The 25,932-nt window shown below is 62.1% G+C and carries 20 protein-coding genes and 1 tRNA gene; 7 read left to right on the forward strand and 14 right to left on the reverse strand.

Annotated features, from left to right (window positions below; all coding sequences use genetic code 11):
• Window positions 1-15: 15 nt before the first annotated feature.
• Genes AC56LW_RS04585 through AC56LW_RS04595 form a run of 3 tightly spaced genes read right to left on the reverse strand, consistent with a single transcriptional unit; the run spans window position 16 to window position 3,698 of the window.
• Complete coding sequence (locus tag AC56LW_RS04585) at window positions 16-1,542, reverse strand: MBOAT family O-acyltransferase (protein WP_499632084.1); 1,527 nt, start codon at window positions 1,540-1,542, stop codon at window positions 16-18.
• Window positions 1,543-1,546: 4 nt separating this feature from the next.
• Window positions 1,547-1,804 (reverse strand): acyl carrier protein, encoded by a 258-nt coding sequence (locus AC56LW_RS04590; RefSeq protein WP_332532499.1) that lies wholly within the window; start codon window positions 1,802-1,804, stop codon window positions 1,547-1,549.
• Window position 1,805: 1 nt separating this feature from the next.
• Window positions 1,806-3,698: an HAD-IIIC family phosphatase gene (locus AC56LW_RS04595; RefSeq protein ID WP_332532500.1), complete on the reverse strand. Its 1,893-nt coding sequence runs from the start codon at window positions 3,696-3,698 to the stop codon at window positions 1,806-1,808.
• A gap of 264 nt (window positions 3,699-3,962) precedes the next feature.
• Here AC56LW_RS04595 and AC56LW_RS04600 point away from each other — a divergent pair.
• The 3 genes from AC56LW_RS04600 (at window position 3,963) to AC56LW_RS04610 (ending at window position 6,079) form a co-directional block, all read left to right on the forward strand.
• A tRNA-Lys gene (locus tag AC56LW_RS04600) sits at window positions 3,963-4,038 on the forward strand.
• A 69-nt stretch (window positions 4,039-4,107) separates the two neighbouring features.
• The gene (locus tag AC56LW_RS04605; RefSeq protein ID WP_499632087.1) at window positions 4,108-4,716 is read left to right on the forward strand and encodes an IMPACT family protein; all 609 of its coding nucleotides are present in this window, start codon (window positions 4,108-4,110) and stop codon (window positions 4,714-4,716) included.
• A gap of 142 nt (window positions 4,717-4,858) precedes the next feature.
• A complete protein-coding gene (locus AC56LW_RS04610) occupies window positions 4,859-6,079 on the forward strand; it encodes an MFS transporter (RefSeq protein ID WP_499632089.1) in 1,221 nt (406 codons plus the stop codon).
• Window positions 6,080-6,092: 13 nt separating this feature from the next.
• Here the strand turns inward: AC56LW_RS04610 and AC56LW_RS04615 are convergent, their stop codons facing one another.
• The 7 genes from AC56LW_RS04615 to AC56LW_RS04645 all read right to left on the reverse strand — a co-directional run bounded on the left by AC56LW_RS04615 (window position 6,093) and on the right by AC56LW_RS04645 (window position 14,674).
• Window positions 6,093-7,004 carry a choice-of-anchor A family protein gene (locus tag AC56LW_RS04615; RefSeq protein ID WP_332532503.1) on the reverse strand — a complete coding sequence of 304 codons (912 nt, stop codon included), beginning with the start codon at window positions 7,002-7,004 and terminating at the stop codon, window positions 6,093-6,095.
• A 111-nt stretch (window positions 7,005-7,115) separates the two neighbouring features.
• Entirely contained in the window at window positions 7,116-7,955 is an 840-nt protein-coding gene (locus AC56LW_RS04620; RefSeq protein ID WP_499632092.1) for an HDOD domain-containing protein, read from the reverse strand.
• Window positions 7,956-8,147: 192 nt separating this feature from the next.
• Complete coding sequence (locus tag AC56LW_RS04625) at window positions 8,148-8,555, reverse strand: cell envelope biogenesis protein TolA (protein WP_332532505.1); 408 nt, start codon at window positions 8,553-8,555, stop codon at window positions 8,148-8,150.
• Between the two features lie 88 nt (window positions 8,556-8,643).
• The gene (locus AC56LW_RS04630; protein WP_499632095.1) at window positions 8,644-10,266 is read right to left on the reverse strand and encodes a methyl-accepting chemotaxis protein; all 1,623 of its coding nucleotides are present in this window, start codon (window positions 10,264-10,266) and stop codon (window positions 8,644-8,646) included.
• Between the two features lie 174 nt (window positions 10,267-10,440).
• Entirely contained in the window at window positions 10,441-11,883 is a 1,443-nt protein-coding gene (locus AC56LW_RS04635) for an efflux transporter outer membrane subunit (protein WP_499632098.1), read from the reverse strand.
• Window positions 11,884-11,910: 27 nt separating this feature from the next.
• Window positions 11,911-13,527, reverse strand: a complete 1,617-nt coding sequence (locus AC56LW_RS04640) for a DHA2 family efflux MFS transporter permease subunit (RefSeq protein ID WP_499632101.1) — start codon at window positions 13,525-13,527, stop codon at window positions 11,911-11,913.
• A gap of 7 nt (window positions 13,528-13,534) precedes the next feature.
• A complete protein-coding gene (locus AC56LW_RS04645) occupies window positions 13,535-14,674 on the reverse strand; it encodes an HlyD family secretion protein (RefSeq protein ID WP_332532509.1) in 1,140 nt (379 codons plus the stop codon).
• Between the two features lie 24 nt (window positions 14,675-14,698).
• Here AC56LW_RS04645 and AC56LW_RS04650 point away from each other — a divergent pair, with 24 nt between their 5' ends.
• Window positions 14,699-15,436, forward strand: a complete 738-nt coding sequence (locus AC56LW_RS04650) for a TetR/AcrR family transcriptional regulator (RefSeq protein WP_499632104.1) — start codon at window positions 14,699-14,701, stop codon at window positions 15,434-15,436.
• A gap of 135 nt (window positions 15,437-15,571) precedes the next feature.
• A complete protein-coding gene (locus tag AC56LW_RS04655) occupies window positions 15,572-15,757 on the forward strand; it encodes a hypothetical protein (protein ID WP_183555857.1) in 186 nt (61 codons plus the stop codon).
• A 68-nt stretch (window positions 15,758-15,825) separates the two neighbouring features.
• On the opposite strand, the gene AC56LW_RS04660 is transcribed toward AC56LW_RS04655, so the two are convergent.
• From AC56LW_RS04660 to aceE, 4 genes are all read right to left on the reverse strand, one after another.
• Window positions 15,826-16,149 (reverse strand): hypothetical protein, encoded by a 324-nt coding sequence (locus tag AC56LW_RS04660; protein ID WP_499632107.1) that lies wholly within the window; start codon window positions 16,147-16,149, stop codon window positions 15,826-15,828.
• Between the two features lie 150 nt (window positions 16,150-16,299).
• Window positions 16,300-18,144 carry a dihydrolipoyl dehydrogenase gene (gene lpdA / locus AC56LW_RS04665; RefSeq protein ID WP_499632110.1) on the reverse strand — a complete coding sequence of 615 codons (1,845 nt, stop codon included), beginning with the start codon at window positions 18,142-18,144 and terminating at the stop codon, window positions 16,300-16,302.
• A 13-nt stretch (window positions 18,145-18,157) separates the two neighbouring features.
• The gene (gene aceF / locus AC56LW_RS04670) at window positions 18,158-19,828 is read right to left on the reverse strand and encodes a dihydrolipoyllysine-residue acetyltransferase (protein ID WP_499632114.1); all 1,671 of its coding nucleotides are present in this window, start codon (window positions 19,826-19,828) and stop codon (window positions 18,158-18,160) included.
• Window positions 19,829-19,903: 75 nt separating this feature from the next.
• Window positions 19,904-22,600, reverse strand: coding sequence for a pyruvate dehydrogenase (acetyl-transferring), homodimeric type (gene aceE, locus AC56LW_RS04675; RefSeq protein WP_499632117.1), 2,697 nt, complete (start codon window positions 22,598-22,600; stop codon window positions 19,904-19,906).
• Between the two features lie 340 nt (window positions 22,601-22,940).
• On the opposite strand from aceE, the gene folD reads away from it, so the two are divergent.
• Both folD and AC56LW_RS04685 read left to right on the forward strand, forming a co-directional pair.
• Window positions 22,941-23,801, forward strand: a complete 861-nt coding sequence (folD, locus tag AC56LW_RS04680) for a bifunctional methylenetetrahydrofolate dehydrogenase/methenyltetrahydrofolate cyclohydrolase FolD (RefSeq protein WP_332533671.1) — start codon at window positions 22,941-22,943, stop codon at window positions 23,799-23,801.
• Between the two features lie 20 nt (window positions 23,802-23,821).
• The gene (locus AC56LW_RS04685) at window positions 23,822-25,897 is read left to right on the forward strand and encodes a M3 family metallopeptidase (RefSeq protein ID WP_499632120.1); all 2,076 of its coding nucleotides are present in this window, start codon (window positions 23,822-23,824) and stop codon (window positions 25,895-25,897) included.
• The last annotated feature ends 35 nt before the right edge of the window (window positions 25,898-25,932 follow it).

Raw genomic sequence — 25,932 nt, forward strand, 5'->3', positions numbered from 1 at the left:
TAATCGCTGACGACATCAGAACTGAAAGTACATGAACTCGGATGTCCCGCCGAGCGCCATCAGAGAAACCGCCAGCATTACGCCAGCAGCGCATGCCCACTTAGCATTGGCTTTCCAGATCAGCGGCACGCGCTTTGAGAACGCATCGACCTTCGTCAGCGCAGGACCAAACTGCCCCATGATCTGCTGTACGTTCGGACAGCCCCAAACAATGATTGCTAATACGAGTAGCCAGATGATGTCGGCTTTTCCGACCGCGAACACAAAACCGTTTAACCCCAGCATGCTCTGATACATTGTGATCGCATTGTCCAGCGACGATGAGCGAAACAGCACGAGTGCGACAACGACGGCGATATACGTCACCGCAATATTCAGGATTCGGCGTAGCCACGCCACCCACGGATTGGAATTTTCGCTTGCAGCTCCCCTGAAAATGCGCAGCGCGTGGTTGACCGTCAGGTAGGCGCCGTGGAGCAAACCGAACAGTAGAAATTGCAGCCCGGCACCATGCCACAGGCCGATCAATGCCATGGTCAGCATGGTCGGTAAGGCAGTCATCGACAAAAAACCACCAAGTGTCTTCTGATTGACACGCTTGGTGCCGAAGCCGTGATTGCTGCGCCAGCGCACGACTGCCAGTGCCATCGGGTTATACAAATACTGGTTCAGATAGCGCGTCAACGTCATATGCCAACGCTGCCAATATTCAATGATGCTTTGCGATTTGAATGGAGAATTGAAGTTCAACGGAAAGCGCACATTGAACATGCATGCCAGTCCGATGGCCATATCTGAGTAGCCTGAAAAGTCGAAATATAGCTGCATCGAATAGCGAACTGCGACCCACCAGGCACCGTAGAAGGACAAATCGCCGGGGGCATCGAAGCCGGCAGTGACGTCGCCACCCAAGGGATCGGCAAGGACGGCCTTCTTGAAAAGACCCATGGCAAATATCGTCACGCCGACCGAAAAGTTAATGAGTGAAAAACGGTAAGTCTGTTTTTCGGCAAACTGCGGCATCATTTCGCGGTGATGCAAGATTGGCCCGGCGATCAGGTGCGGGAAAAACGTCACGAATAAGACGTAATTCAAGAACCCACGCTCCTTGGCCACACCTTGCTTCACATCGATCAGGTAGCCGATCTGGGTAAACGTGAAGAACGAGATTCCAAGGGGCAGAAGAATCGAATCGGCATGCACCTCGAAACCAATGTCTTCGGTGAGAAACTTTGCAACCTCAAAAAAATACTTGTAGTAGAACAGCGCCAGCAAATTCAGGCCAACGGCAAGCGCCAGCAATGCGCTTTGCAACGCCGGGCGCTGACCAGACCTGGCCACGACCTCGGACATACCGTAGTTGATCAGAATCGACGCGATCAAAATAGGAAGAAACGCGGGATTCCACCAAGCGTAGAACACCAGCGACGCCAGAATCAGCCATGCTGCAGCCGATTGGCGACCATAGCGCGCGCTTGCAAAGAATCCTGCCAGTGCCACCGGCAGGAAAAATGCAATGAAAACATAGGAGTTAAACAGCATGGTTTCAGCGCGGTGTCGACTTACCCAATTTTCCAACGACCAGTTTCACCAAGTCGCCAACATTCTTCATCTCCTCGACCTCCGCGGTGTGAAATTTGATCTTGAATTCGCGCTCAACCTGGACAACGAGCATTACGTGATTGACCGAATCCCATTCGTCGATGTCGTCAGCGCTCATGCTGACATCGAGCTGCAGATCGGGCAGATCGAACAGGTCGCGGAAAATTTCTTCAAGTTTGAGTAATACGTCTGCTTCGGTCATGCTAGTTCTCCGTGATAACAAAAAAAGTGGGGAGCGCCTGGTATGCATCCAGGTGTAATTCAAATTGCTGATTTATTCCTGACTCGTCTGGGAGCGCCGTGAATCCCAGACGCAGGTAGTGTTCCGCGACCATGCTGTTCTTTTCCGTTGGACGGAAGTGACCGGTCAGGCGGTTTGCACCCATCCGCCGCGCCTCATTGACGACGATGCCGAGCACCGCGTGCTCGACCTGCCGGCCGAGCACGCGGCAACTCATGAGCCAAGTGTCGAGATCGATTGTCTTGTCTTTCAGATAACCGATGATGATTGAAATAATGCCGTTGTCGCCAAATTTGTCGACTAACCGCATCTGAAGCGGTAGCGCTGCTGGATTTTCCAGGAGTTTGCCGACTTCGTCGGCGGAGTAACGCCTGGTGGTCAGGTTAAACTGGTTGGTTTTGTTGATCAGCTGAACCACGCGGGCCTGGTCCGAGTACGTGAATCGGCTCCAGTGCAGCGTCATGTCGAGGCTCTTGAGGTAACTGGGCAGGTCGGTGGCACTGTGGCGCTCGGATTCTCGTTCAATATTCGCTTTGTACTGTTGCGTGCGCATGGCATCTTCCGCAGTCATGGCGATGCCTTCAAAGTAACCGGCGCGCGCGATCGTCGCGGTATAGAAGGCCGGATCTTCCGGCAACTCAGGCACGGCCACCATCGGCAATTCGCGGCGAACAATATTGCGTTCAAATGGGTTATCGTCCGCGAATACAATGGCATCGAGACCAATATTGAGCTGACGGGCAATCGCGCGAATGGCAGTCGCCTTATCACCCCAGCTGGCAGAAAAGCAGGCGATATCGTCGCGCCGCAGAATCATTTCCGGGTGCTGCTCGAATGGCAGCAAGGCGTTCTTCTCGTCGTTCTTTGAGCAAACTGCGAGAATCACACCGCGCCTGGACAGGTCTTTTGCGTAGCGCTGGAATTCGCTGAATGCCTCCCCCAGCGCATTACCCTGTCCAAGCACGATGCCGTCGATGCCGTCGTCACCGATGACCCCGCCCCACAACGTATTGTCGAGATCGAGCACCATGCATTTGCGGGATTTACCTTGCTGCGCTGCGAGAATCCTGCCTACGATGTCGCCATACATAGGCATGGCTGCCAGATGCACTTCCTGTTTGGCGCGGTGCCACATCGCCGGATCGTGCCACGCTGTCAGGCCATCCTCGGCTGCCCAATGATCGAGCGCCAGCAACGTAGCGCCCTCGTCGAGAGCGCATTTCCTGAGCTGTTCATTCAGGCGTGCCACGAGTGCAGCAGGCGAGCCGGGTAGCCGGTTTTCATTTTCGCCAAACAGCCGAGGGTGGATGGGCAGGATGGTTTGCTGGATGATGTCGCACCCGAACTTGCTGCGCGCAGAGCGCCACAATCCGACAATGTGATCGATTGCCGCAGCGACGCGCACTTCGCTGGCCTCTGACGATTCGCCGACCTGATAACCAGCCAACAGATGCCTGGCATCGAAGGCGAACAAGACGGTATTCGGCGCCCAAGCATGCAAGTCCGAGCCGTCATCGTGAATATCCTGAACATACTGACCGTAATTGCCTTGATACAGGCTGACCCAGATATTGCGGCGCAGCGTGCCAACTCGGATGCCTGCGTGCAAATGGTCAACCGTGGAGGAACCCAGTACGGCAAGCCGCACCGGCTTTGTCTCAAGATTGACCGGGCATTGCTTGAACAGCTTGAGTAGTTGACGATCCAGCTTGGTCGTCGCCATCATATCCAGACGCACGTTGGCCAATTCAACTAGCGCAGACCACGCTGAAGCCTTATCCAACGCCGTCACGCGTTGCAAACATTCATTCCAATCAGGTTGATGAGGCAACCAGGTAAGTTCTGGATTTGACATACTCTCTCGACATTCATTAACAATAAAATTGTTACAACATGAACTTTTGGTAAGAAACATTAGCAATAGTGCAACCCATAGTATAGAAATTAGCTTGCCTGATAGATAGTTATTTTTCCGTTTTTGTACCAAAAATAAGAACTATGATGGGCCGGCGCAACAGTCATGCCAGCCCGATATCGAGAGAATCAGCGACGCCACCCGCAAAAGTGACTAGAAGCACTTGGTAAATCTGCCAAGTGCCGCTATAATCTCGTCTTCTTCGGGTCGTTAGCTCAGCTGGTAGAGCAGCGGACTTTTAATCCGTTGGTCGCAGGTTCGAATCCCGCACGGCCTACCAAAGATTCATCGACAACGCCAACCTTCGGGTTGGCGTTGTCGTTTTCGTTGTCCTTTTACTGCGCGCCCCATGCCCCAGACCATTGCCAGCGCCGTCCACCACGAACTGATCATCAAGAAAAGCCGCTTCATTGCGTGCGTACAGCCAATGGCTGACCGTGCTGGTGCGCAGCAGATCGTGGCGGCGCTGCGCGCGCAGCATCCTGGCGCGGCGCATGTGTGCTGGGCGTTGCTGGCCGGCGGCCAGTCGGCGGCGGTGGATGATGGCGAGCCGAGCGGCACTGCCGGGCGGCCGATGTTCGATGTGCTGCGCCATCAGGATCTCGATGGTGTGCTGGCCACAGTGGTACGCTACTTCGGCGGCGTCAAGCTTGGCGCGGGCGGCCTCGTGCGGGCCTATACCGACAGCGTGGCGCAGGCGCTGCTGGGCGCGCCGAAGATCCCGATCATCAAGCTGCGCCAGCTGCGCTGCAGCGCGCCGTATGCGATGGAAGGGATGCTGCGGCGCGAGCTCGATGCGGCCGGCGCCACGCTCGACGAGGTAGCGCACGGCGACGACGTGCAGTTCACGTTCAGCCTGCCGGCAAGCGACGCTGACGGCATCCGCGCGCGGCTGGGCGACGTGGGCCATGGCCGCATTGTGTGGCCGCCGGACGACGACGAGCCACTGCCCGCTTGAGGCGGCCCATTCGGGCACCCTATACCTGTCATCACGACTGGTGAGCGGACGTTTGCTCTTGCAGCCGGTATAGTGACAGACCCAGCCGCAAATTCCTCCGTCGGCAGGGATCATTTTCCACCGCAGTACAACCACCTCCCCTGTGATCAAGAAAAGCCTACTTCCCCTCGCCCTTGGCGGCTTCGGCATTGGCATGACCGAATTCGTCATGATGGGCATCCTGCCCGATATCGCCCGTGGTCTGCAGATCACGATCCCGCAAGCCGGCTATCTCATCACCGCCTACGCGCTCGGTGTCGTGGTCGGTGCGCCCACCCTCGTCACCATTGTCGCCGGCCGTCCGCCGCGCACCGTGCTGATCTGGTTCATGCTGATGTTTGCCGTGTTCAACGCGATGTCGGCGTTCGCGCCGAACTTCGAGACGATGATGGCGTCGCGCTTCCTGGCCGGCTTGCCGCATGGCGCTTTCTTCGGCGTGGGCGCGGTCGTCGCCAGCCGCCTGGCCGAGCCCGGCAAGACGGCGGCGGCAATGGCCATGATGTTTACCGGCCTGACGCTGGCCAATGTGCTGGGCGTGCCGCTCGGCACCTGGATCGGCCATGCGTTCGACTGGCGCATGGTGTTCCTGATCGTCGCCGTCATTGGCCTACTCACCATGTGGAGCCTGTATCAGTGGGTGCCGCCGATCGCGCCAAGCAAACGTACGGGCCTGATGCAAGACCTGCGCATCTTCCGGCACCTGGATCTGTGGCTGGCCCTGGGCATCGTCTCGATCGGCACCGGCGGCTTCTTTGCGTGGTTCAGCTATATCGCGCCGCTGCTGACCGATGTCACGGGCTTCAGCACGGGCGCATTGCCGCTGATCATGACGGCGGTTGGTGTGGGCATGACGGTCGGCGTGCAGTTTGGCGGTTATCTGGCCGACAAGTTCCATCCGCTGCCAGCCCTGTTGATCCTGATGGTCTCGATGGTGGTACTGCTGCTGTGCAATGGCCTGATGGCCGAGTCGAAAATTGCGATGGTGGTGCTGGCGTTCCTGACCGGCGCCAATGCGCTGGCCATTGGTCCGCCGGTGCAGGTGCTCCTGATCGAGCATTCGCGCGAAGCGGAGATGCTGGGCTCGTCGCTGGGCCAGGCGGGTTTCAATGTCGGCAATGCGCTGGGCGCCCTGCTGGGTGGGATTCCGCTGACGCTGGGCTTTGCCTACACTGCGCCGCAGTGGGTCGCAGCGGCAATGGCGCTGTGTGGTGTGGTCTTGACGGCGTTGATGCTGACGCGTCGCCGCTGGAAGGCACGCGAATTGGCCCGGACGGTCGAGCGCATGCTGGGCGAAGCGCAGCCGGCGACCTCGCCGCCGGCGTAACGGCCAGGTCGATTCAGGCGCAGGCTTCGCGCAGACGGCGCCTGCGCGAGGCGCCAACGCCGGCGACACCTGCGGCGCCGGCCAGCATCAATGCCAGCGTGCCCGGCTCGGGCACATCGGTTGGCGGCACGTCCTTGACGAGCTCGAAGCCTGCGACTTCCACCGATTTGAAGTAATGGTTCGAGTTCACCTGGACGCTCGAATTCCACGTATTGGCAATGACCTGGCCATTGATCACGCCCCAGCCATTTTCGACCGTGGCATACGGCGCCAGTACGCTGCCGATGATGCCCTTGACGTTGACCGACTCGGCTTCATAGAAGTTGAACAGCACGTTGTAGCCGCTCAATGGATCAAAGCCGATATTGCCGCCATTGAACCCGCCCTGCTTGCCGCCGATATTGAAGATCAGCGTCTGCCCTGCACTCAGGCCAGTCAGCATCCAGTTGTTGCCGCCATTGAAAAAGTCGGCATTCACATTGAACACGTCGACGCCGCCCTTGCCGCTGCCGGTGACCTTGTTGGCACTGTACTCGCGCGTGATCGTGCCGGTGGATGCAATCATGCTCAGGCCGCTGGCGATATTCTTGAACTGCTGGGCTGCAGCGGCAAAATCGACCGGGCTGACATTGGTCGCCGGTGTTTGCGCCGCATTGTTCAGGGTAGTCGTGCCGCCGGCATAGGTCTTGCCGTTGCTGATCGCGCCATTTTGCAGAAACAGATTGCCGCCAGCAGCCACTGAATAACCGCCAAATGCAGCCTTGCCGTTCTGGTTGACCGCGTAATTGGCGATCGAGACATTGCCGCCCGAAACGATGGCGCCTTCGACGTCGCTTGAATTGGCCGTAAAACTGCCAGCGGTGAAGACATTTGCGCCGCCCATGACCGAACCGATATCGAGCACACCCGCGTGTGCACCGGTCATTGCCAGTAACGCCGTCAGACATACGCCAAGCTTGATCACGATAGTTCCATGTAGAAATTGGTAATGATCAATAGTATCATTTCCAGCATCGTATTTACACGGAAAATCAGGTTACACCAACGAGATACCACCCATTGCGCGAGCGGTCTCGGCCGCTTCTTCCAGGATCTCGGCCAAGGTGGTTTCATCGAACACGAAGTCGATCGCGTTTTCACTATGCGGCGGCAATGGCTCGCGCCGGCTATCGAGCGGCGATGGCACTGGTGCATATTGATTGGCCATCAGCAGCGTGTCGAGCAGCGTGCCGGGCGGCATATTGAGCCAGCCGCCGCGCATGTCGGCAATGGCGTCGGAGACGGCTGGCGGAATCGACAGCTTCTTCATGACTTCGGCGCTGACCACGTCCGCGCACAGCGCGCCCCAGTTGTCGGCATCGTCGTCGAGCAGGCCGGGAAATTCGTCGGCCCGCGCCAGCAGGTAAAAAGCGCCCACCTCGTGCACGATGCCGGCAAACAGTGCGGTGTCGGGATTGACGCCCGTCACACGCCGCGCCAGCGAATAGGCGATCGCGGCCATGTGGGTCGTGTGCTCCCACAATTGTTCGGCCTTGGCGCGCAGCTGCGGATCGTTGATGCGGTTGCCGAACTGGCGCACCACCAGGCTCGCGACCAGCGCCTGCAGGCGGCGGTAGCCGATGCGCGTCACGGCGGTGCGGACATTGGTCACGGGTACCGAGCCACCGCCGCCAAATGCGGCCGTGTTGGCCAGGGCGACTGTGCGCGCGGCCAGTTGTGGTTCGGCCAGCACCAGCCTGATGGCCTCATCGATATGGCAATCAGGGTTGTCGAGCGCCTGCTGCAGGCGCAGCACGGCATTGACGCTGGTGGGGAACGTGATTTCGCCGCGAACAGCTTGCGCGGCGATATATCCAAAGGCTTCGAGTTTATTCACCGGGCGATTATAGCGCCCGCCATCTGCCCCACCGGGCGTGTCTGCGCCCGGCATGCCTGGTAGGTGCCAACTGTGGCGTCAAGGCCACACGTACGCCGAATAAAAAAACGCCGTCCGCAGAACTAGTCCGGGGACGGCGTTTTCATGACAGGTGCCGGCCGCAGTGAGGTGCGGCCAGGCCTGGGTCAGGAATTACTTGGCCTTGTTGGCGTCACGTGCTGCGTCGCGGGTCGACTTGGCTTGCATTTCGCACTTGTCTTCTGCATCGCCTTTCAGGGCGTCGCATTTTTCGTCGGCCAGGTCGTACTCGGCTTCGATGACGTTACCGCGGGCTTTCATCACGTTGTTGCCGGTGTTGTCGAACTTCACCGCTGCATCGTGCTCGGCCTTGGCGCGCATCAGCTTGGCTTCATCTTCGCAGATGTCTTCTGCGTTGCCGCTCATGGCGTCGCACTTGTCTTTGGCGACTTTGTAGTCGGCCTTGGCCTTGTCCATGGCCGTTTTGTGCGCAGCCTTGTTGACGGTCTGGGCAGCTGCAGGTGCGATACCAACGGCGGCGAAAGCAGCGGCGGTGATCAAGGTGGCGATGAACGATTTCATGGTGAAGTCCCTTATTAGGTTGTTGGTGTAGCCATTAAACGCCATCCTCAACAACCGCTCTGTGCGACACCGTACACTTGCAAAAAAATCAATTAAGCAAATGCGGTTGATAGCCTGATGTTTTCGGTACGGCGTGTGCGCCGTCGTTCAGCCGGAAGATGCTCACCAGTTGCGCCAGGCGCTGCGATTCATCCTCGAGCGTGGCGGCCGAGCCGCTGGCCTGCTGCACCAGCGCCGCGTTCTGGCGCGTGGCTTCATCGATCTGCGCGATCGCGCCATTGACCTGCTCGATACCGGCATTCTGCTCGACGGTCGCATGGCTGATCTCGGCCATGATATCGGTGACGCGCCGCACACCCGTGACGATCTCGCCCATGGTCGCGCCGGCGCGGTCGACCAGCACGGCGCCCGCATCGACACGCTCGACCGAACTGCCGATCAACACCTTGATTTCCTTTGCTGCTGCGGCCGAGCGCTGGGCCAGATTGCGCACCTCGGTGGCGACCACGGCAAAGCCACGGCCCTGCTCGCCGGCGCGTGCTGCTTCGACGGCGGCATTGAGTGCCAGGATGTTCGTCTGGAACGCGATGCCATCGATGACGCCAATGATGTCCACAATCTTTTTCGACGATTCGTTGATCGACGCCATCGTGTCGACCACTTGCGCGACGACTTCACCACCGCGCAGTGCCACGGCCGATGCCGACTCGGCCAGGCTGTTGGCCTGGCGTGCATTCTCGGCGTTCTGGCGCACGATGCCGGTCAGTTGGGTGACCGACGTAGCGGTGGCGTGCAGCGTGCCGGTCTGGCGTTCGGTGCGGCTCGACAGGTCGCGGTTGCCGTCGGCGATTTCCGTCGACACGGCGCTGATTGCCAGCGTGCCGTTGCGTACTTGCGAGACGATGCGCACCAGGCTGTCGCGCATGCCCTGCATCGCGAACAGCAGGCTCGTGTTGTCGCCCGGACGGGTGACGATTGCCACGCCCAGGTCGCCACCGGCGATGGCCGAGGCGATCGACGCCGCGTAATCCGGCTGGCCGCCCAACTGGCGCAGCAGGCCGCGGGCCGTGTACCAGGCTGCCAGCGAACCGGCGGCAATCGCGCCCAGGCACAGCAACGCCATCCAGCCAACGAATCCCTTGGCCATCGCGCGTGCATCGGCGGCCGCTTCGTTATTCAGTTTTTCTTCCAGGTCGATCAGGCGGTTGATGCTGGCGAGCCAACCGGTAAAGGCCGGTGCGGCCGATTGCGACAGCAGCGCCGCGGCTTCGACGCCCTGGCCGGCGGCGTGCAGCGCGACCACGCGCTCGATCAGCGGCTTGGTGAGGCTTTCCTGCGCCTTGATGGCGGCCAGCGCGTCCTTCTCTTCGGGGAGCATGTCGGTGCGCTCGGCGAACAGGGCGTCCAGCGGGCCGGCCGAACGCGCGTAGTTGTCGTCCAGCGTCTTGATCAGCGCGATGGGCGTCGCGGCGCCAGCCGGGTCGGCCGCCAGCACCACGTCGCGCAAAGCGATCGCGCGGTCATGCACGCTGCCGCGGAAATTGATTGCGTAGCGCTGTTTGACGCTGTTGACGTCATTGATGTAATTCAGGACATGTTCGATGCGCCCCACGCGGCTCGCGCCCAGCGCAACCAGGACAATCATCAGCAAAAAGACGACGCCATAGCCGAAAGCCAGCCGGGCGCCGATCGTGAGGTTCTTGTTTTTCATGGGAGGGGTCGAGATCAGTGGGTCGCAAAGAAAACTGTCTGTTTTCTTTCAGCGAGCGCAAATATATCACCCGATATTGCCCATTGGAATCAAATCTGAATCGTGTGCACCTCGTGTGCACCATTACGCAACACCTGCCCGTGGTTGGTCGTGACAACCACGGGTCGGCGCGTCTCAGCGCACGGTGGCCAATGCCGCGCCCTGCTCCCAGCCACCGCCCAGGGCACGCGCCACCGCCACCGTTGCCAGCAGGCGCTGGGTGCGGATCTGCGCCGCGGCGCGGTCGGCGGCCAGCGTGCTGCGCTGGGCGTCGGTCACGTCCAGGTAGGTCGAGACGCCGCGGTCGTAGCGCGCCTGTGCCACCAGCAGCGCGCGCGCCGCCGCCTGTTGCGACTGGGCCTGCACATCACCCTGCCTGGAGCGCTGCTCGACGTCCGACAGCGCATCTTCCACTTCGCGTAGCGCCGTCAGCAGGCGCGTGTCGTGATTCGCGCGCGCCTCGTTGTAGCGTGCCTGCGCCAGCGCCAGATTGGCGCGGTTGCGGCCACCGTCGAAGATTGGCAGCGACAGGGCCAGCGGCCCGGCCGAGAACTGGCGCGCGCCGCCGGTGGTCAGATCGTTCAGGCTTTGCGACGCATAGCCGAAATTCCCGGTCAGCGACAGCGCCGGATAGAACGCGCCCTCGGCCACGCCGATCTGCGCATTGGCCGCCTTCAGCTGCGCCACGCTGGCCGCCAGATCAGGGCGCTGGCCCACGAGGCTGGCTGGCAGGCCCACCGGGATCGCTGGTGGCTGCGGCAATGCGCCGGCCGCCGTCTCGGGCAGCAGCGGCGCAGTGGGCGAAGCACCCACCAGCGTGGCCAGCGCGTGTTCGACCAGGTTGCGCTGACGCTGGACTCCGTGCAGGTCGGCTTCGGCGTTGGCGCGCTCGATGCGGGTGCGCGACACATCGAGCTCGTTCGACAGCCCGGCATTGAAGCGCGCTTCGATCAGATCCTGCGATTCGCGCCGCGTGGCCAGCGCGTCGCGCAGGATCGCCAGCTCGGCGTCCAGCCCGCGCAACTGCCAGTAGTTCGACGCCACCTGGCCCGAGAGCATCAGCAGCACGCCGTCGCGGTCGATCTGCGCGGCCAGTGCCTGCGCGTCGCTGGCTTCGACGATGCGACGCACGCGGCCCCACAGGTCGAGCTCGTACGAGAACGACGCAGCCACACTGTAGTTATTACCTTCGATCGAGCGGCCACCGAGGGCCAGGCCCTGCGACGTCTCGCTCGACGTGCGGGCATTGGACACGCCCGCGCCCACCGACACCGACGGCAGCTGCCCTGCGCGCACGACGCCCAGTTGCGCTTGCGCCTGCAGCAGCCGCTGCGCTGCCGCCTCGACGCCCGGGTTGTCGCGCAAGGCGCGCGTCTCCAGCGTATCGAGCGTTGCATCGCCAAACACCTGCCACCAGGTGGCCGGCAGGCGCGCACCGTTCGTGCTGGCGTCGACATGGCGGAATGCCGCATCGGCGGGCGCCGGCGGCGCCTTGAAATCCGGGCCCAGCGTGGTGCAGCCGGCGAACAGGGTGCTGATGGCGATCGCGAGGACGCCGTTAAGTACAGGCTTGAACATGGTTTGTCTCTTCAATTGAATGCGGGTTCAATGGCCACCGCCGCCACCGCCGGGCGACTTGACCTTGTCGGCCATCCAGATCGCCGCGATGCAGCCGAGCAGGATCATGCCGATGATCCAGAAGCCGTCGTTGTAGGCCATCACATACGATTCACGCCGTACGAGGCGGTCGACCACGCCCAGCGCCTGGTTGGCCGCAGCCGCCGGGTCGATGCCCTTGGCAATGAAGGCCTGGGTCAGCATGTCGAGACGCTCCTGTGTGGCCGGTGCATAAGTCGACACGGCCTCGCCCAGGCGCGCCGAGTGAAAGTGTTCACGGTTGGTCAGCGTGGTGGCCAGCAGCGCGATGCCGACCGAGCCGCCGAGATTGCGCGTCATGTTGAACAGGCTCGAGGCCGAGCCCATTTCGCGCGGCGGCAGGCCGGACATGGCGAAGTTCGACAGCGTCAGCATCACGAACGGCTGGCCGATGGCGCGCACGACCTGCGTCCACATCAGCTGGTCGTAGCCGGTCGTCGCATCCATGTACGAATTCATGATGCACGAAATGCCAAACATGAACAGGCCGAAGCTGCACAGGATGCGATTGTCCACTTTCGAGGACAGCTTGGCCGCGAACGGCATCACCAGCAGTTGCGGCAGGCCGACCCAGGCGATCACTTCGCCGATCTGCATTGGCGTGTAGCCGGCGATCTGGCCCAGGTACAGCGGCAGCAGGTAGGCCGAGCCATACAGGCCCATGCCGATCACCGCCGACAGCGTGGTCGCCACCAAAAAGTTACGCTGGCCGTAGAGCGCCAGGTTCACGAACGGATCGGGGCGCGTAAAGCTCAGCGCAATCCAGCCCAGGATGCCGGTGAGCGACAGCGCGGCGAAGGTCACGATAAAGCTCGAATCGAACCAGTCCTTCGAGTTGCCTTCTTCAAGGAAGATCGTCAGGCAGGCCAGGCCCATGGCCATCAGCGCGATGCCGAGCCAGTCGGCCTTGATCAGCGTGCGGACGTTGGACTTCTCCGCATCCATCCCCCACATCATGCCGGCGATGAGCAGCACGCCCGGGACCCAGTTGATGTAGAAGACCGACGGCCAGCCATACAGCTCGGTCAGATACCCGCCCAGCGTCGGACCCATGGCCGGCGCGAGCGTTGCGGTCAGGCCGAAGATGGCCATGCCGGTGGCGCGCTTTGAGGGCGGCAGGCGCGTCATCACGAGCATCATCGCCATCGGAATCAGCGCGCCGCCGGTGAAGCCCTGCAGCATGCGAAACACGATCATGCTCTCGAGGCTCCAGGCCGCGCCGCACAGCGTCGAGAACACGAGGAACAGCGCGGTCGTGCCCATCATGTAGTTGCGCATGCCGAAGGCGCGGGTAAACAGCGCCGTCATCGGGATCACGACGATCTCGGCGCACAGATAGGCGGTGGAGATCCACGAGCCTTCTTCCTGCGTGGCCGACAGCGTGCCAAGGATGTCGCGCAGCGACGAATTGGTGATCTGGATGTCGAGCACCGCCATGAAGGCGCCCAGCATGCCGGCGGCGATCGCGACCCAGGTGCGCAGGTCCACCGCGGCGCCATTCGCGGGTGCGCCCGGCATGCCGCTGCCCATCGCGCCCGACGGGGCTGATTTGCTCAAGCTGGTCATGGTGTGCTTAGCGCGCGGCTGCAGTCTGCGTCGGCTTCACGTCCTGGCCCAGCTCCACTTCGGCTACGACCGACATGCCCGGCACCAGGCGGCCCGCGTACTTCTTGACGTCCTGCGGATCGAGCGTGATCTTGACCGGCACGCGCTGGACGATCTTGGTGAAGTTACCGGTTGCATTATCGGCCGGCAGCAGTGCGAACTGGTTGCCCGACGCCGGCGAGAAGCTGTCCACGCGGCCAACCAGATGATGATCAGGCAGCGCATCGACTTCGAGGCTCACTGCCTGGCCCGGCGCGAGGCCGCCCAACTGTGTTTCCTTGAAGTTGGCGACGACCCAGACGTTGTCTTCGACCACGGCCAGCATCGCTTGCCCCGGCTGTACGCGCGCGCCGACTTCGACGCTGCGTCGGCCGATACGGCCTGCCACCGGCGCCACGATGCTGTTGTAGGCCAGCTGCTGGCGCGCGTCTTTCAGCTGCGCCTGCAACACCTTGATTTCGGCCTTGAGCACGTCGCGGCCCGCTTCGGCGGCGCCGATCTGTGCCTGCGCGGCGGCGGCGTTGTCGCGACGCGCGGCCACGTCGGCCACGGCGCCAGCACGTGCTGCGCTCGATGCATCGACTTCGGATTTCGACACGGCTTTCATCGTGTCGTTGTACAGCTGGCCGAAACGCTCGGCGTCCTGACGGGCGCGCAGCAACTGGGCTTCGGCCTGGCGTACCTGGGCGCCGGCGGCGCCGGCCTGGGCGCGCACCTGCAGCAGCTGGGCATCGGACTGCTTGACCTGCTGCTCCATGCTGGCGATCTGCGCCTGGATCTGCTCGACGCGCACGGCCTGGTCGGCCGGATCGAGCAGCGCCAGCACATCGCCCGCCTTGACCATCTGGTTGTCTTCCACCAGCACCTTGGTGACCACGCCCGCCACGCGCGACGAGACCTGGTGCATGCGGCCGGTCACGTAGGCGTTTTCGGTTTCCACGAAATGGGAGCTGCGATACCACATGCGCCCACCGGCACCGATGGCCAGCAGTGCAATCAGGCCGACGACGATCAGCACGCGCTTGTTGGGCGGCTTCCTGGCGGCGGGAGCGTCCGCCTTCGGTTGCGCTGCGCTCGCCTGCCGTGCCGTGATGTCGTTCTCTGCCATGGTGCTGCTCCGAAATGAAATGAAATGGATTCGTCGCATTATTCGCCATCAATACAACGAAGTCAAGAAATGAAACGGTTGCATTTCATTTTATTTTGCTCTAGAGTCCAATGTATGAACACAGCATTGACATGTATAAAATCTGCCGGGCGGCCCAAGGCAGCCGACGTCGAAACGCGCAATCAGGAACTGATTGAGGCTGCCTGTCGGCTGTTCCTGAAAAACGGCTACACGCGTACCAGTCTGGAATCGATCGCGCGCGAAGCACGGGTAGCCGTGCGCACCATCTATGTCAAATTCGGCGGCAAGGCCGGCCTGCTCAAGGCCGTGCTCGCGTCGCGGCGCGAGCGCCTGTTTGCAGAGCGCAATATGGATCTCGACACGCGTCCGCTGCGCACGATTCTTGATGAATTTGCGCGCGATTTCTACGCGCTGCTGATTGAGCCCGATGCCATCGCCCTGCAGCGGGTGGTGATCGCCGAGGCGAGCACGAATCCCGAACTGGCCGAAGCGTTTTATGAGGGCGGCCCGCGCATGACGCGCGACATGCTGGCGCGCTTTTTCGCACGTGCCGATATCCGACAGCAACTGCGCGACGACGTGCCGCCGTCGGTCATGCTGACGCACTTAATCGGCTGCATCAACGGCGATCCGGTCGGGCGTTTCCTGTTTCCGGATGCCGAGCCGTCGGGCGAGGAAGCACAACGCCAACTGGCGGCACGGATGGAACTGTTCTACAGCAGCGTGCTCAAACCCGGCTGAACTTATGCATGTAGCTTGGTGGAAAGTTCAGTGTGCCATCGTACCGACTATTACCACTAAACTATGTCATTATGTAAATGTTCACAACGGGTGTCGTGAATTCAAATAAGAGCGGTGTGACCGCGAGGAGAAAGTATGAGCAAGTCGTCCAGATATGAATGGCGTGATCAGGCAGCTGCCCTGCAAGAGCGTATGAAGAGTTTTATCGAAAATCCGGGCGATGACCAGCTCGAAGCAGTCATCGCTGACATGCGTACCTACGCAGCAGCCGCCAAGAATGGTGCAATCGATATTCCGGAGCGTTTCGTCAGCTTCGCCTGAAGCCTGCGATACGTCTCTATGCATGCCGTCCGGTACAAACCGGGCGGCATTTTTTTTGTGGAACGCCTTCAGATGGCCGACAGTGGGACTGGCCTGCCCTGCTCTTCGACCTCGTGAACGCGGGTCAGGAAGTGCATCTTGTGTGGCGCCCGGTGACGTTCGTGGAGTACACGCGTGACCACCTCGACACGGCGCGGCCGCAGGGCAAGCTGGCATGGATCGGCGACGCCGCCACCGCCCGGTATGGCATCGGCCAGTTGCTGCGCCAACGGTTGGGCAACGGTGCCGGTGATGACAGTGGCTGCGCCGTGGAGCACGGTATGGAGTTCGAATGCGTGCGATTGCGGCAGCACGTATACGGTGCCGATGTATTCATTGCTGTACTCGTCCATATGCCCTCCGGCATGTTGCGAGAAAGGCGGCAACGCTGCTGCCGCCGTATCACTTCATCTTAGACCTTTGGCGGCGTGCTGCAAGCGGCACGCACGCTCCAAAAAAAACCGGGACCATAAAGGTCCCGGTCTCGCCTGCCACGTTGCCGATCAGCGCTTGCGCGGTGGCGGCAAATCGGTGCAGACACCTTCGTAAGCTTCGGCTGCCATGCCGATCGACTCGCCCAGCGTCGGGTGCGGGTGGATCGTCTTGCCGATATCCACGCCGTCGGCGCCCATCTCGATCGCCAGGGCGATCTCGCCGATCATGTCGCCGGCATGCGTGCCGACGATCGTGCCGCCGATGATGCGGTGCGTTTCAGCGTCGAACAGCAGCTTGGTGAAGCCCTCGTCGCGGCCATTGGCCACGGCGCGCCCGCTGGCGTTCCACGGGAAGTGACCCTTCTCGACCTTGATGCCCTGTTGCTTGGCTTCCTCTTCGGTCAGGCCGACCCATGCCACTTCCGGATCGGTGTAGGCCACCGATGGAATGACCTTGGCGTCGAAGTGCGTCTTCTTCTCAAAAGCCGCCTCGGCCGCCACGTGCGCCTCGTGCACCGCCTTGTGCGCCAGCATCGGCTGGCCCACCAGATCGCCGATGGCGAAGATGTGCGGCACGTTGGTGCGCATCTGGCTGTCCACGGCAATGAAGCCGCGGTCGCTCACCGTCACGCCGGCCTTGTCGGCTGCAACCTTCTTGCCGTTCGGGCTGCGGCCCACGGCCACCAGGACCAGATCGTACAGTTGCGGTTCCGGTGCGGTGGCGCCGGCTTCGGCCGCTTCGAACGTGACCTTGATCCCTTCCGGCAGCGCTTCCACGCCGACGGTTTTCGTCTTCAGCATGATGTTGTCGAAGCGGTGCGCGTTGTACTTCTGCCAGACCTTGACGGCCTCGCGGTCCGCGCCCTGCATCAGGCCATCCATCATCTCGACCACGTCGATGCGCGCACCTAACGTCGAATACACGGTTGCCATTTCCAGGCCGATGATGCCGCCACCGATGACGAGCATCTTCTTCGGCACCTGGCGCAATTCCAGCGCGCCCGTCGAATCGACGATGCGCGGGTCTTCCGGCACGAACGGCAGCTTGACCACCGACGAACCGGCCGCGATCACGGCCTTCTTGAAGGCGATGACCTTCTTGCCACCGTCGGCTGCCGTGACTTCGATGTGGTTCGGGCTGACGAACTGGCCCACGCCCTGCACCGTGTTGACCTTGCGCGCCTTGGCCATGAAGGCCAGGCCACCGGTCATTTTCTTGATCACGCCATCCTTGTAGCCGCGCAGCTTGTCGATGTCGACTTCTGGCTTGGCAAACGCCACGCCCAGGTCAGCCATGTGCGCCGTTTCATCCATGACGGACGCCACGTGCAGCAGCGCCTTCGACGGGATGCAGCCCACGTTCAGGCACACGCCGCCCAGCGTTGCGTACTTCTCGACCAGCACGGTGTTCATGCCCAGGTCGGCAGCGCGGAACGCAGCAGAGTAGCCGCCAGGACCGGCGCCCAGCACCATCATGTCGCATTCGATGTCGACCGCGCCGGTGTAGCTCGACGGGGTCGGTGCAGGACCGGCTGGCGCCGGCGCAGGGGCCGGCTTGGCGGGCGCCTGCGATTCGGTCGGTGCGGCTGGCCCGCCTGAAGCAGTAGCGGGCGCAGGCGCAGCAGCCGGCTTGTCGGCTGGTTTGTCGGCTGGCTTGTCCGCGGCCGGGGCAGCGGCGCCCTCTTCCACCGTCAGCAGCAGTGTGCCTTCATTGATCTTGTCGCCGACCTTGACCGTGATCGACTGCACCACGCCCGCGTGCGTCGACGGGATTTCCATGCTGGCCTTGTCCGACTCCACGGTGACCAGGGACTGGTCGACCTTGATCGTGTCGCCGGCCTTGACCATCAACTCGATGACTTCGACGTCCTTGAAGTCACCGATATTCGGGACTTTCACTTCAACAGTGCTCATCAGTGCGCTCCAATCACAGAAGGGTCTTGCGCAGGTCCGCCAGCACTTCGCCCAGGTAGGCGGAGAAGCGCGCGGCGCCGGCGCCGTCGATCACGCGGTGATCGTACGACAGCGACATCGGCAGCATCAGGCGCGGCTGGAAGCTTGAGCCATCCCACACCGGCTTCATCGCCGACTTGGACAGGCCCAGAATCGCCAGCTCCGGTGCGTTGATGATCGGGGTGAACGCGGTACCACCAATGCCGCCCAGCGACGAGATGGTGAACGTTGCGCCCTGCATCGCGGTTGGCGGCAGCTTGCCGTCGCGCGCCTGCGCCGACAGTTCGCCCATTTCAGTGGCGATCTGCGAAATGGTCTTCTTGTCCGCATCCTTGACGACAGGGACCACCAGGCCGTTCGGCGTGTCGGCCGCGAAGCCGATGTTGTAGTACTGCTTCGTGATCAGCGCTGCGCCATCGCCCGACAGCGACGCATTAAATTGCGGGAATTTCTTCAGCGCGGCGACGCTTGCCTTGATGACGAAGGCCAGCATGGTCAGCTTGACGGCGGACTTCTGCTTGGCCAGCGACGCGTTGGTATCGACGCGGAACTGCTCCAGGTCGGTCACGTCGGCTTCGTCGAAGTGCGTCACGTGCGGGATCATGACCCAGTTGCGATGCAGGTTCGGACCCGAGATCTTCTTGATGCGCGACAGCGGCACCGTTTCGGTCGGACCGAATTTCGAGAAGTCCAGCGATGGCCAGGCCAGCAGATCCAGACCGACGCCACTGCCGCCGGCTTTTGCCGGTGCTGCAGCAGGTGGTGCTGCCATTACGCCCTTGACGAAGTTCTGCACGTCCTGCTGGGTGATGCGGCCTTTCGGACCGCTGCCCGGCACACGGCCCAGATCCACGCCCAGTTCGCGCGCGAACTTGCGGATCGATGGCGACGCGTGCGCTTTCGAACCGGTCACGCCTGGTGCGGCTGGTGCAGGTGCTGGTGCGGCGGCTGGTGCAGGCGCAGCGGCAGGTGCCGGTGCCGGTGCAGCAGCAGGCGCGGCGGCCGGTGCTGCAGCAGCGGCTGGCGCAGGCGCAGCAGCGGCAGGTGCGCCGCCAGTCGCTTCCACGACCAGCACGAGCGAATCCTTGGCCACCTTGTCGCCAACCTTGACCTTGATTTCCTTGACCACGCCGGCATGGCTCGACGGGATCTCCATGCTGGCCTTGTCCGATTCGACGGTCAGCAGCGACTGGTCGACCTTGATCGTGTCGCCCACCTTGACCATCAGTTCGATGACTTCGACTTCTTTGAAATCGCCGATGTCCGGCACGGTCACGTCGACCAGGCCACCGGATGCCGCTGGCGCAGCGGCAGGCGCTTCTGCGGCAGCTGGCGCAGGGGCAGCCGGTGCAGCAGCAGGTGCAGCTTCGGCAGCCGGGGCAGCAGCCGGTGCGTCAGCCGCGCCACCCGCTTCTTCGAGCAGCAGCACGAGCGAGCCTTCGGCAACCTTGTCGCCGACCTTGATCTTGATTTCCTTGACCACGCCGGCGTGGCTCGACGGGATTTCCATGCTGGCCTTGTCCGACTCGACGGTCACCAGGGACTGGTCCACCTTGATGGTGTCGCCCGGCTTGACCATCAGCTCGATCACTTCCACTTCCTTGAAGTCGCCGATATCAGGGACTTTGACTTCCACAATGCTCATAGTGTTAGCTCCAATTGTTATGTGAGTTAGCCTCGACCCGCCACCCCGAACAGCGCGGGGTGGCGGACGTGAGCATTACTGGGTCACCGGATTCGGCTTGTTCTGGTCGATGCCGTACTTGGCGATCGCCTGCGACACGATGGCGCGGTCGATCTTGCCTTCGTCGGCCAGTGCGCGCAGCGAAGCCACCGTGATGTAGTAGCGGTTCACTTCGAAGAACTCGCGCAGCTTGACGCGCGAATCCGAGCGGCCAAAGCCGTCCGTACCCAGCACTTTATAGGTGCGGTCCTTCGGCATGAAGCCGCGGATCTGCTCGGCGAACATGCGCATGTAGTCGGTCGTCGCGACGATCGGGCCACTGGTGGCGCCCAGCATCTCGGTCACGTACGGCACGCGCTGCGGCTGCTCCGGATTGACCATGTTCCAGCGTTCGCAATCGTTGCCGTCACGTGCCAGCAGCGTCAGCGACGGCGCCGACCACACGTCCGCATCGACGTTCCAGTCGTTCTTGAGCAGTTCGGCCGCAAAGATCGATTCGCGCAGGATGGTGCCGCAGCCGATCAGTTGCACGCGCTGGGCGTTGTCCTTGCCACCCTCTTGCAGCAGGTACAGGCCCTTGAGAATGCCGGCTTCCTGGCCAGGCTTCAGGCCCGGCTGCGGGTAGTTCTCGTTCATGATGGTGATGTAGTAGAACACGTCTTCCTGTTCTTCCACCATGCGGCGCAGACCGTCCTGGATGATGACCGCGACTTCGTGACCGAAGGTCGGATCGTACGGCAGGCAGTTCGGCACGGTCGCAGCGATGATGTGGCTGTGGCCATCTTCGTGCTGCAGGCCTTCGCCGTTGAGCGTCGTGCGCCCGGCAGTGCCGCCCATCAGGAAGCCGCGCGCGCGGATGTCGCCCGCCAGCCAGACCAGGTCACCCACGCGCTGCATGCCGAACATCGAGTAGAACGTATAGAACGGGATCATCGTGCGGTTGTTCGACGAGTACGACGTCGCTGCAGCGATCCACGAGCTCATACCGCCCGCTTCGTTGATACCCTCTTGCAGGATCTGGCCTGCCTTGTCTTCGCGGTAGTACATCACCTGGTCGCGGTCGACCGGCTCGTACAACTGGCCCTGCTGGTTGAAGATGCCGATCTGGCGGAACAGGCCTTCCATGCCGAAGGTACGCGATTCGTCGACCAGGATCGGCACGATGCGCTGGCCGATGCTTTCGTCCTTCAGCAGGCTCGTGATCACGCGCACATACGCCTGGGTCGACGAGATTTCGCGGCCTTCCGGGGTTGGCTCGAGCACGCCCTTGAATGACGCCAGTGCCGGCACGGTCAGCTTTTCGTCCGACTTTTCACGGCGCTGTGGCAGGTAGCCGCCCAGTGCCTTGCGGCGCTCGTGCAGGTACACCATTTCTGGCGCATCGTCGGCCGGCTTGAAGAACGGGATGTCGGCCAGCTGGTCGTCAGGGATGGCGATGTTGAAGCGGTCGCGCATGTCGCGGATCGCCTGGTCATCGAGCTTCTTGGTCTGGTGCGCGGTGTTGCGCGCCTCGCCCGACTTGCCCATGCCAAAGCCCTTGACGGTTTTCACCAGCAGGACGGTTGGCGTGCCCTTGTTTTCTTGCGCGTTCTTGAACGCGGCGTAGATCTTGTGCGGATCGTGGCCGCCGCGGGTCAGGCGCCAGATGTCGTCGTCGCTCATCTTCGACACCATCTCGAGCAGCGCCGGATCCTTGCCGAAGAAGTGCTTGCGCACGTAGGCGCCGTCCTTGGCCTTGTAGTTCTGGTATTCGCCGTCGACCGATTCCATCATCACGCGCTGCAGGATGCCGTCCTTGTCCTGGGCCAGCAGCGGATCCCACTGCGAGCCCCAGATGACCTTGACGACGTTCCAGCCGGCGCCGCGGAAGTCGGCTTCGAGTTCCTGGATGATCTTGCCGTTGCCGCGCACCGGACCGTCCAGGCGCTGCAGGTTGCAGTTGACGACCATGACCAGGTTGTCCAGCTGCTCGCGCGCGGCCATGCCGATTGCGCCCATCGATTCCGGCTCGTCCATCTCGCCGTCGCCGCAGAAGACCCAGACCTTGCGGTTGTCGGTCTTGGCGATGCCGCGTGCGTGCAGGTACTTCAGGAAGCGCGCCTGGTAGATCGCCATCAGCGGGCCCAGGCCCATCGAGACGGTCGGGAACTGCCAGAAGTCCGGCATCAGTTTCGGGTGCGGGTACGACGACAGGCCCTTGCCGTCGACTTCGCGGCGGAAGTTCAGCAGCTGTTCTTCGGTCAGGCGGCCTTCGAGGAAGGCGCGGGCGTAGATGCCAGGCGACGAGTGGCCCTGGATGTACAGCAGGTCGCCGCCGTGGTCTTCGGTCGGGGCGTGCCAGAAGTGGTTGAAGCCCGTGCCCAGCATGTTGGCGAGCGAGGCGAACGACGAGATGTGGCCACCGAGGTCGCCGTCGGCGCGGTTGGCCTTGACCACCATCGCCATCGCGTTCCAGCGCATCCACGAGCGCAGGCGCTCTTCGTATTCGAGGTTGCCGGGCGAGTTCTGGTTCAGGTGCGCGGGAATCGTGTTGACGTACGCGGTGTTGCTCGAGAACGGGACGTGCGCGCCGCGACGGCGCGCCAGGTCCACCAGGCGCTCCATCAGGTAATGGGCGCGTTCCGTTCCTTCATGTTCGATCACCGCCTCCAGCGCATCGAGCCATTCCTTGGTCTCGATTGCATCCGGATCGTTGGCGGTTTGCGAGGTCAACTGGTCGAGTTGAGCTGCCATGTCATGCGTCTCCTAGTGTGGTACGCCCCATCCGATCCCTGCGCAGGCTGGCGGCGGTTGATGAAATTCGAACTATCTTTTAGCTAAACCATCAGATTCTAACAGTGGACTTCCGCATTTTCAAACTATGATATTCGATTTCATAATGTGAAAACCTATGCTGCAACTGCACAATTTGTATAGGGAAATGTTGAACTTCCTGCCACCAATCACTGTATACCGAAGCGCCTGAAACACGGCAAAAAAGGGCATTTTCAGCCATGCGGGGCGGGCGACAGCGAACGGCAAGGCAGGCGCGGGCCGTATAATTCTGTTTTTGCCCAGCGACGAGCCTCCCACCATGCCAGCCCAACACATCGACGGAATCCTTCTTTCCCAACAACTGCGCGCCGACATCGCCGCGCGTACCGCCAGGCTTACTGAAGCCGGCAAGCAGCCCGGCCTGGCCGTGATCCTGGTCGGCGAAGATCCCGCCAGCCAGGTCTATGTGCGCAACAAGGTCAAGGCCTGCGGCGACGTGGGTTTCCACTCGGTGCTCGAAAAATACGACGCCGACCTGAGCGAAGCCGCCCTGCTCGATCGCATTGCAGCATTGAATACCGACCCGGCCATCCACGGCATCCTGGTACAAATGCCGCTGCCAAAGCACATCGACCCGAACAAGGTCATCGAAGCGATTTCGACGGCCAAGGATGTCGACGGCTACTCGGTGCTGTCGGCCGGCGAACTGATGACGGGCCTGGAAGGCTTCCGCCCATGCACCCCATACGGCTGCATGAAGCTGATCGAAACCACGGGTGTCGACCTGCGCGGCAAGCACGCTGTCGTGATCGGCCGCAGCAACACCGTCGGCAAACCAATGGCCATGCTGCTCTTGCAAGCCAATGCCACCGTGACCATATGTCATAGCGCGACCGCGGATCTGGGCTACCACACCCGCCAGGCCGATGTCGTGGTGGCCGCTGTCGGCCGCCGCAATACCCTGACCGCCGATATGGTCAAGCCGGGCGCGATCGTGATCGACGTGGGCATGAACCGCGACGACGCGGGCAAGCTGTGCGGCGACGTCGATTTTGCCGGCGTGCGTGAAGTGGCCGGCCACATCACCCCGGTGCCGGGCGGCGTGGGGCCGATGACGATCACGATGCTGCTGCAAAACACGGTGGAATCGGCGGAACGCGAACTGAAGAACCAACGCTAACGAATCTGGAAGGACTATTGATGACGAACGAAACGAGCAATCCCCTCCTCGACTTTTCCGACTTGCCGCGCTTTGACGCGATCAGGCCGGAACATGTCACGTCCGCCATCGACAGTCTGATCGCCGAGGCGAACGCCGTCGTGGCGCAGCTCGAGGCGCCGCTGGATGAGGTTACCTGGGCCACGCTGGCCCCGCTCGACGACGTCGGCGAGCGCCTGGGCCGCGCCTGGGGCGTGGTCGGCCACCTGAACCACGTGGTCGACACCCCCGAGCTGCGCGCCACCTACAATGAGAACCAGCCGAAGGTCGTCGAGTTCTCGACCGCCCTTGGCCAGAACGAAGCACTGTTCACCAAATACAAGCAGCTGCGCGAAAGCGCCGGTTTCGAGGCGCTGAGCGACACCCGCAAGCGCATCGTCGAGAACGCGCTGCGCGACTTCCGCCTGGGCGGCGCCGAACTGGCCGCCGATAAAAAAGAACGCTTCGCCGAGATCCAGGAACAGCAGTCGCAACTGTCGACGCGCTTTTCGGAAAACGTGCTCGACGCCACCAACGACTACAAGCTCGTGGTCGACAGCGAAGCCGAACTGGCCGGCCTGCCGGACGACGTGAAGGCTGCTGCGAAGGCCGCCGCCGAACGCGATGGCAAGACCGGCTGGCTGTTCACGCTGCACTTCCCGTCGTACTTCCCGATCCTGCAGTTCAGTACCAACCGCGCGCTGCGCGAAACGATCTACCGCGCCACCGCGACCAAGGCGTCCGACGCCGGCATCATGTTTACCGATGTCGCGAAGTGGGACAACTCGTCGAACATCGTCAAGTTGCTGCAACTGCGCAATGAAGAAGCGAAGATGCTCGACTACGGCAGCTTTGCCGATATCTCGCTGGTGGCCAAGATGGCGCAAAGCCCGCAGCACGTGATCGAATTCCTCGAAGACCTGGCGCGCCGCGCCCGCCCATATGCCGAGAAAGACCTGGCCGAACTGCGCGCGTTTGCGCGCGACGAGCTGGCGATCGACGACCTGCAATCGTGGGACGTGGCCTTCGCCTCCGAAAAGCTGCGCGAGCAGCGTTACGCGTTCTCGGCCCAGGAAGTGAAGGAATACTTTCCCGAGCCGAAAGTGGTCGCCGGTTTGTTCGGCGTGATCCAGGAACTGTTTGGCGTGACCGTGCGCCCGGACGACGCGCCGACCTGGCACCCGGACGTGCGCTTCTTCCGCATCGAGCGCGATGGCCAGCTGGTCGGCCAGTTCTATCTCGACCTGTACGCGCGCGCCGGCAAGGCGCAGGGCGCATGGATGAACGATGCGCGCGGCCGCCGCCTGCTGCACGGCGGCACCGTACAGACGCCGGTGGCGTACCTGGTCTGCAACTTCACGCCGCCGGCAATGAAAGATGGCGTGCTGCAGCCGTCGCTGTTCACGCACGACGAAGTGACCACGCTGTTCCACGAATTCGGCCACGGCCTGCACCATATGCTGACCGAAGTCGAAGAGCTGTCGGTTTCGGGCATCTCGGGCGTCGAATGGGATGCGGTGGAGTTGCCGTCGCAGTTCATGGAAAACTTCTGCTGGGAGTGGGACAAGCTGGAGCAGATGACGGCGCACGTGAAAACCGGCGAGCCGCTGCCACGCGCGCTGTTTGACAAGATGACGGCCGCAAAGAACTTCCAGTCCGGGATGCAGACGCTGCGCCAGGTCGAGTTCTCGCTGATCGACATGCACCTGCACTACGACTTCGACGCGCACAACGGGGAAGTCCAGGCGCTGATCGATGACGTGCGCCGCAACTTCGCGGTCATCACGCCGCCGTCGTTCAACCGCTTCCTGCATTCGTTCAGCCACATCTTCGCGGGCGGTTACGCGGCCGGTTACTACAGCTACAAGTGGGCCGAGGTGCTGTCGGCCGACGCCTATGCCGCATTCGAAGAAGCCGTTGTCGATGGCGGCGCCGACCTGTTCGAAACGGGCCGGCGCTTCCAGCGCGAGATTCTGGCGGTGGGCGGTTCGCGGCCGGCGCTCGATTCATTCAAGGCCTTCCGCGGCCGCGAGCCATCGATCGATGCCTTGCTGCGCCATAGCGGCATGAATGCCTGACCATTTGGATTGACCCTGTCGGGAGTGCCAGCGCA

Source organism: Telluria sp. LT2P80 (assembly GCF_059685955.1).

What these genes read in the sequence shown, in the direction of transcription:
- AC56LW_RS04585 (WP_499632084.1), bottom strand. Translation starts at nt 1,542, where the DNA reads ATGCTGTTTAACTCCTATGTTTTCATTGCATTTTTCCTGCCGGTGGCA.
- AC56LW_RS04590 (WP_332532499.1), bottom strand. Translation starts at nt 1,804, where the DNA reads ATGACCGAAGCAGACGTATTACTCAAACTTGAAGAAATTTTCCGCGAC.
- AC56LW_RS04595 (WP_332532500.1), bottom strand. Translation starts at nt 3,698, where the DNA reads ATGTCAAATCCAGAACTTACCTGGTTGCCTCATCAACCTGATTGGAAT.
- AC56LW_RS04605 (WP_499632087.1), top strand. Translation starts at nt 4,108, where the DNA reads ATGCCCCAGACCATTGCCAGCGCCGTCCACCACGAACTGATCATCAAG.
- AC56LW_RS04615 (WP_332532503.1), bottom strand. Translation starts at nt 7,004, where the DNA reads ATGACCGGTGCACACGCGGGTGTGCTCGATATCGGTTCGGTCATGGGC.
- AC56LW_RS04625 (WP_332532505.1), bottom strand. Translation starts at nt 8,555, where the DNA reads ATGAAATCGTTCATCGCCACCTTGATCACCGCCGCTGCTTTCGCCGCC.
- AC56LW_RS04630 (WP_499632095.1), bottom strand. Translation starts at nt 10,266, where the DNA reads ATGAAAAACAAGAACCTCACGATCGGCGCCCGGCTGGCTTTCGGCTAT.
- AC56LW_RS04635 (WP_499632098.1), bottom strand. Translation starts at nt 11,883, where the DNA reads ATGTTCAAGCCTGTACTTAACGGCGTCCTCGCGATCGCCATCAGCACC.
- AC56LW_RS04640 (WP_499632101.1), bottom strand. Translation starts at nt 13,527, where the DNA reads ATGACCAGCTTGAGCAAATCAGCCCCGTCGGGCGCGATGGGCAGCGGC.
- AC56LW_RS04645 (WP_332532509.1), bottom strand. Translation starts at nt 14,674, where the DNA reads ATGGCAGAGAACGACATCACGGCACGGCAGGCGAGCGCAGCGCAACCG.
- AC56LW_RS04650 (WP_499632104.1), top strand. Translation starts at nt 14,699, where the DNA reads ATGGATTCGTCGCATTATTCGCCATCAATACAACGAAGTCAAGAAATG.
- AC56LW_RS04655 (WP_183555857.1), top strand. Translation starts at nt 15,572, where the DNA reads ATGAGCAAGTCGTCCAGATATGAATGGCGTGATCAGGCAGCTGCCCTG.
- AC56LW_RS04660 (WP_499632107.1), bottom strand. Translation starts at nt 16,149, where the DNA reads ATGGACGAGTACAGCAATGAATACATCGGCACCGTATACGTGCTGCCG.
- lpdA (WP_499632110.1), bottom strand. Translation starts at nt 18,144, where the DNA reads ATGAGCACTGTTGAAGTGAAAGTCCCGAATATCGGTGACTTCAAGGAC.
- aceF (WP_499632114.1), bottom strand. Translation starts at nt 19,828, where the DNA reads ATGAGCATTGTGGAAGTCAAAGTCCCTGATATCGGCGACTTCAAGGAA.
- aceE (WP_499632117.1), bottom strand. Translation starts at nt 22,600, where the DNA reads ATGGCAGCTCAACTCGACCAGTTGACCTCGCAAACCGCCAACGATCCG.
- folD (WP_332533671.1), top strand. Translation starts at nt 22,941, where the DNA reads ATGCCAGCCCAACACATCGACGGAATCCTTCTTTCCCAACAACTGCGC.
- AC56LW_RS04685 (WP_499632120.1), top strand. Translation starts at nt 23,822, where the DNA reads ATGACGAACGAAACGAGCAATCCCCTCCTCGACTTTTCCGACTTGCCG.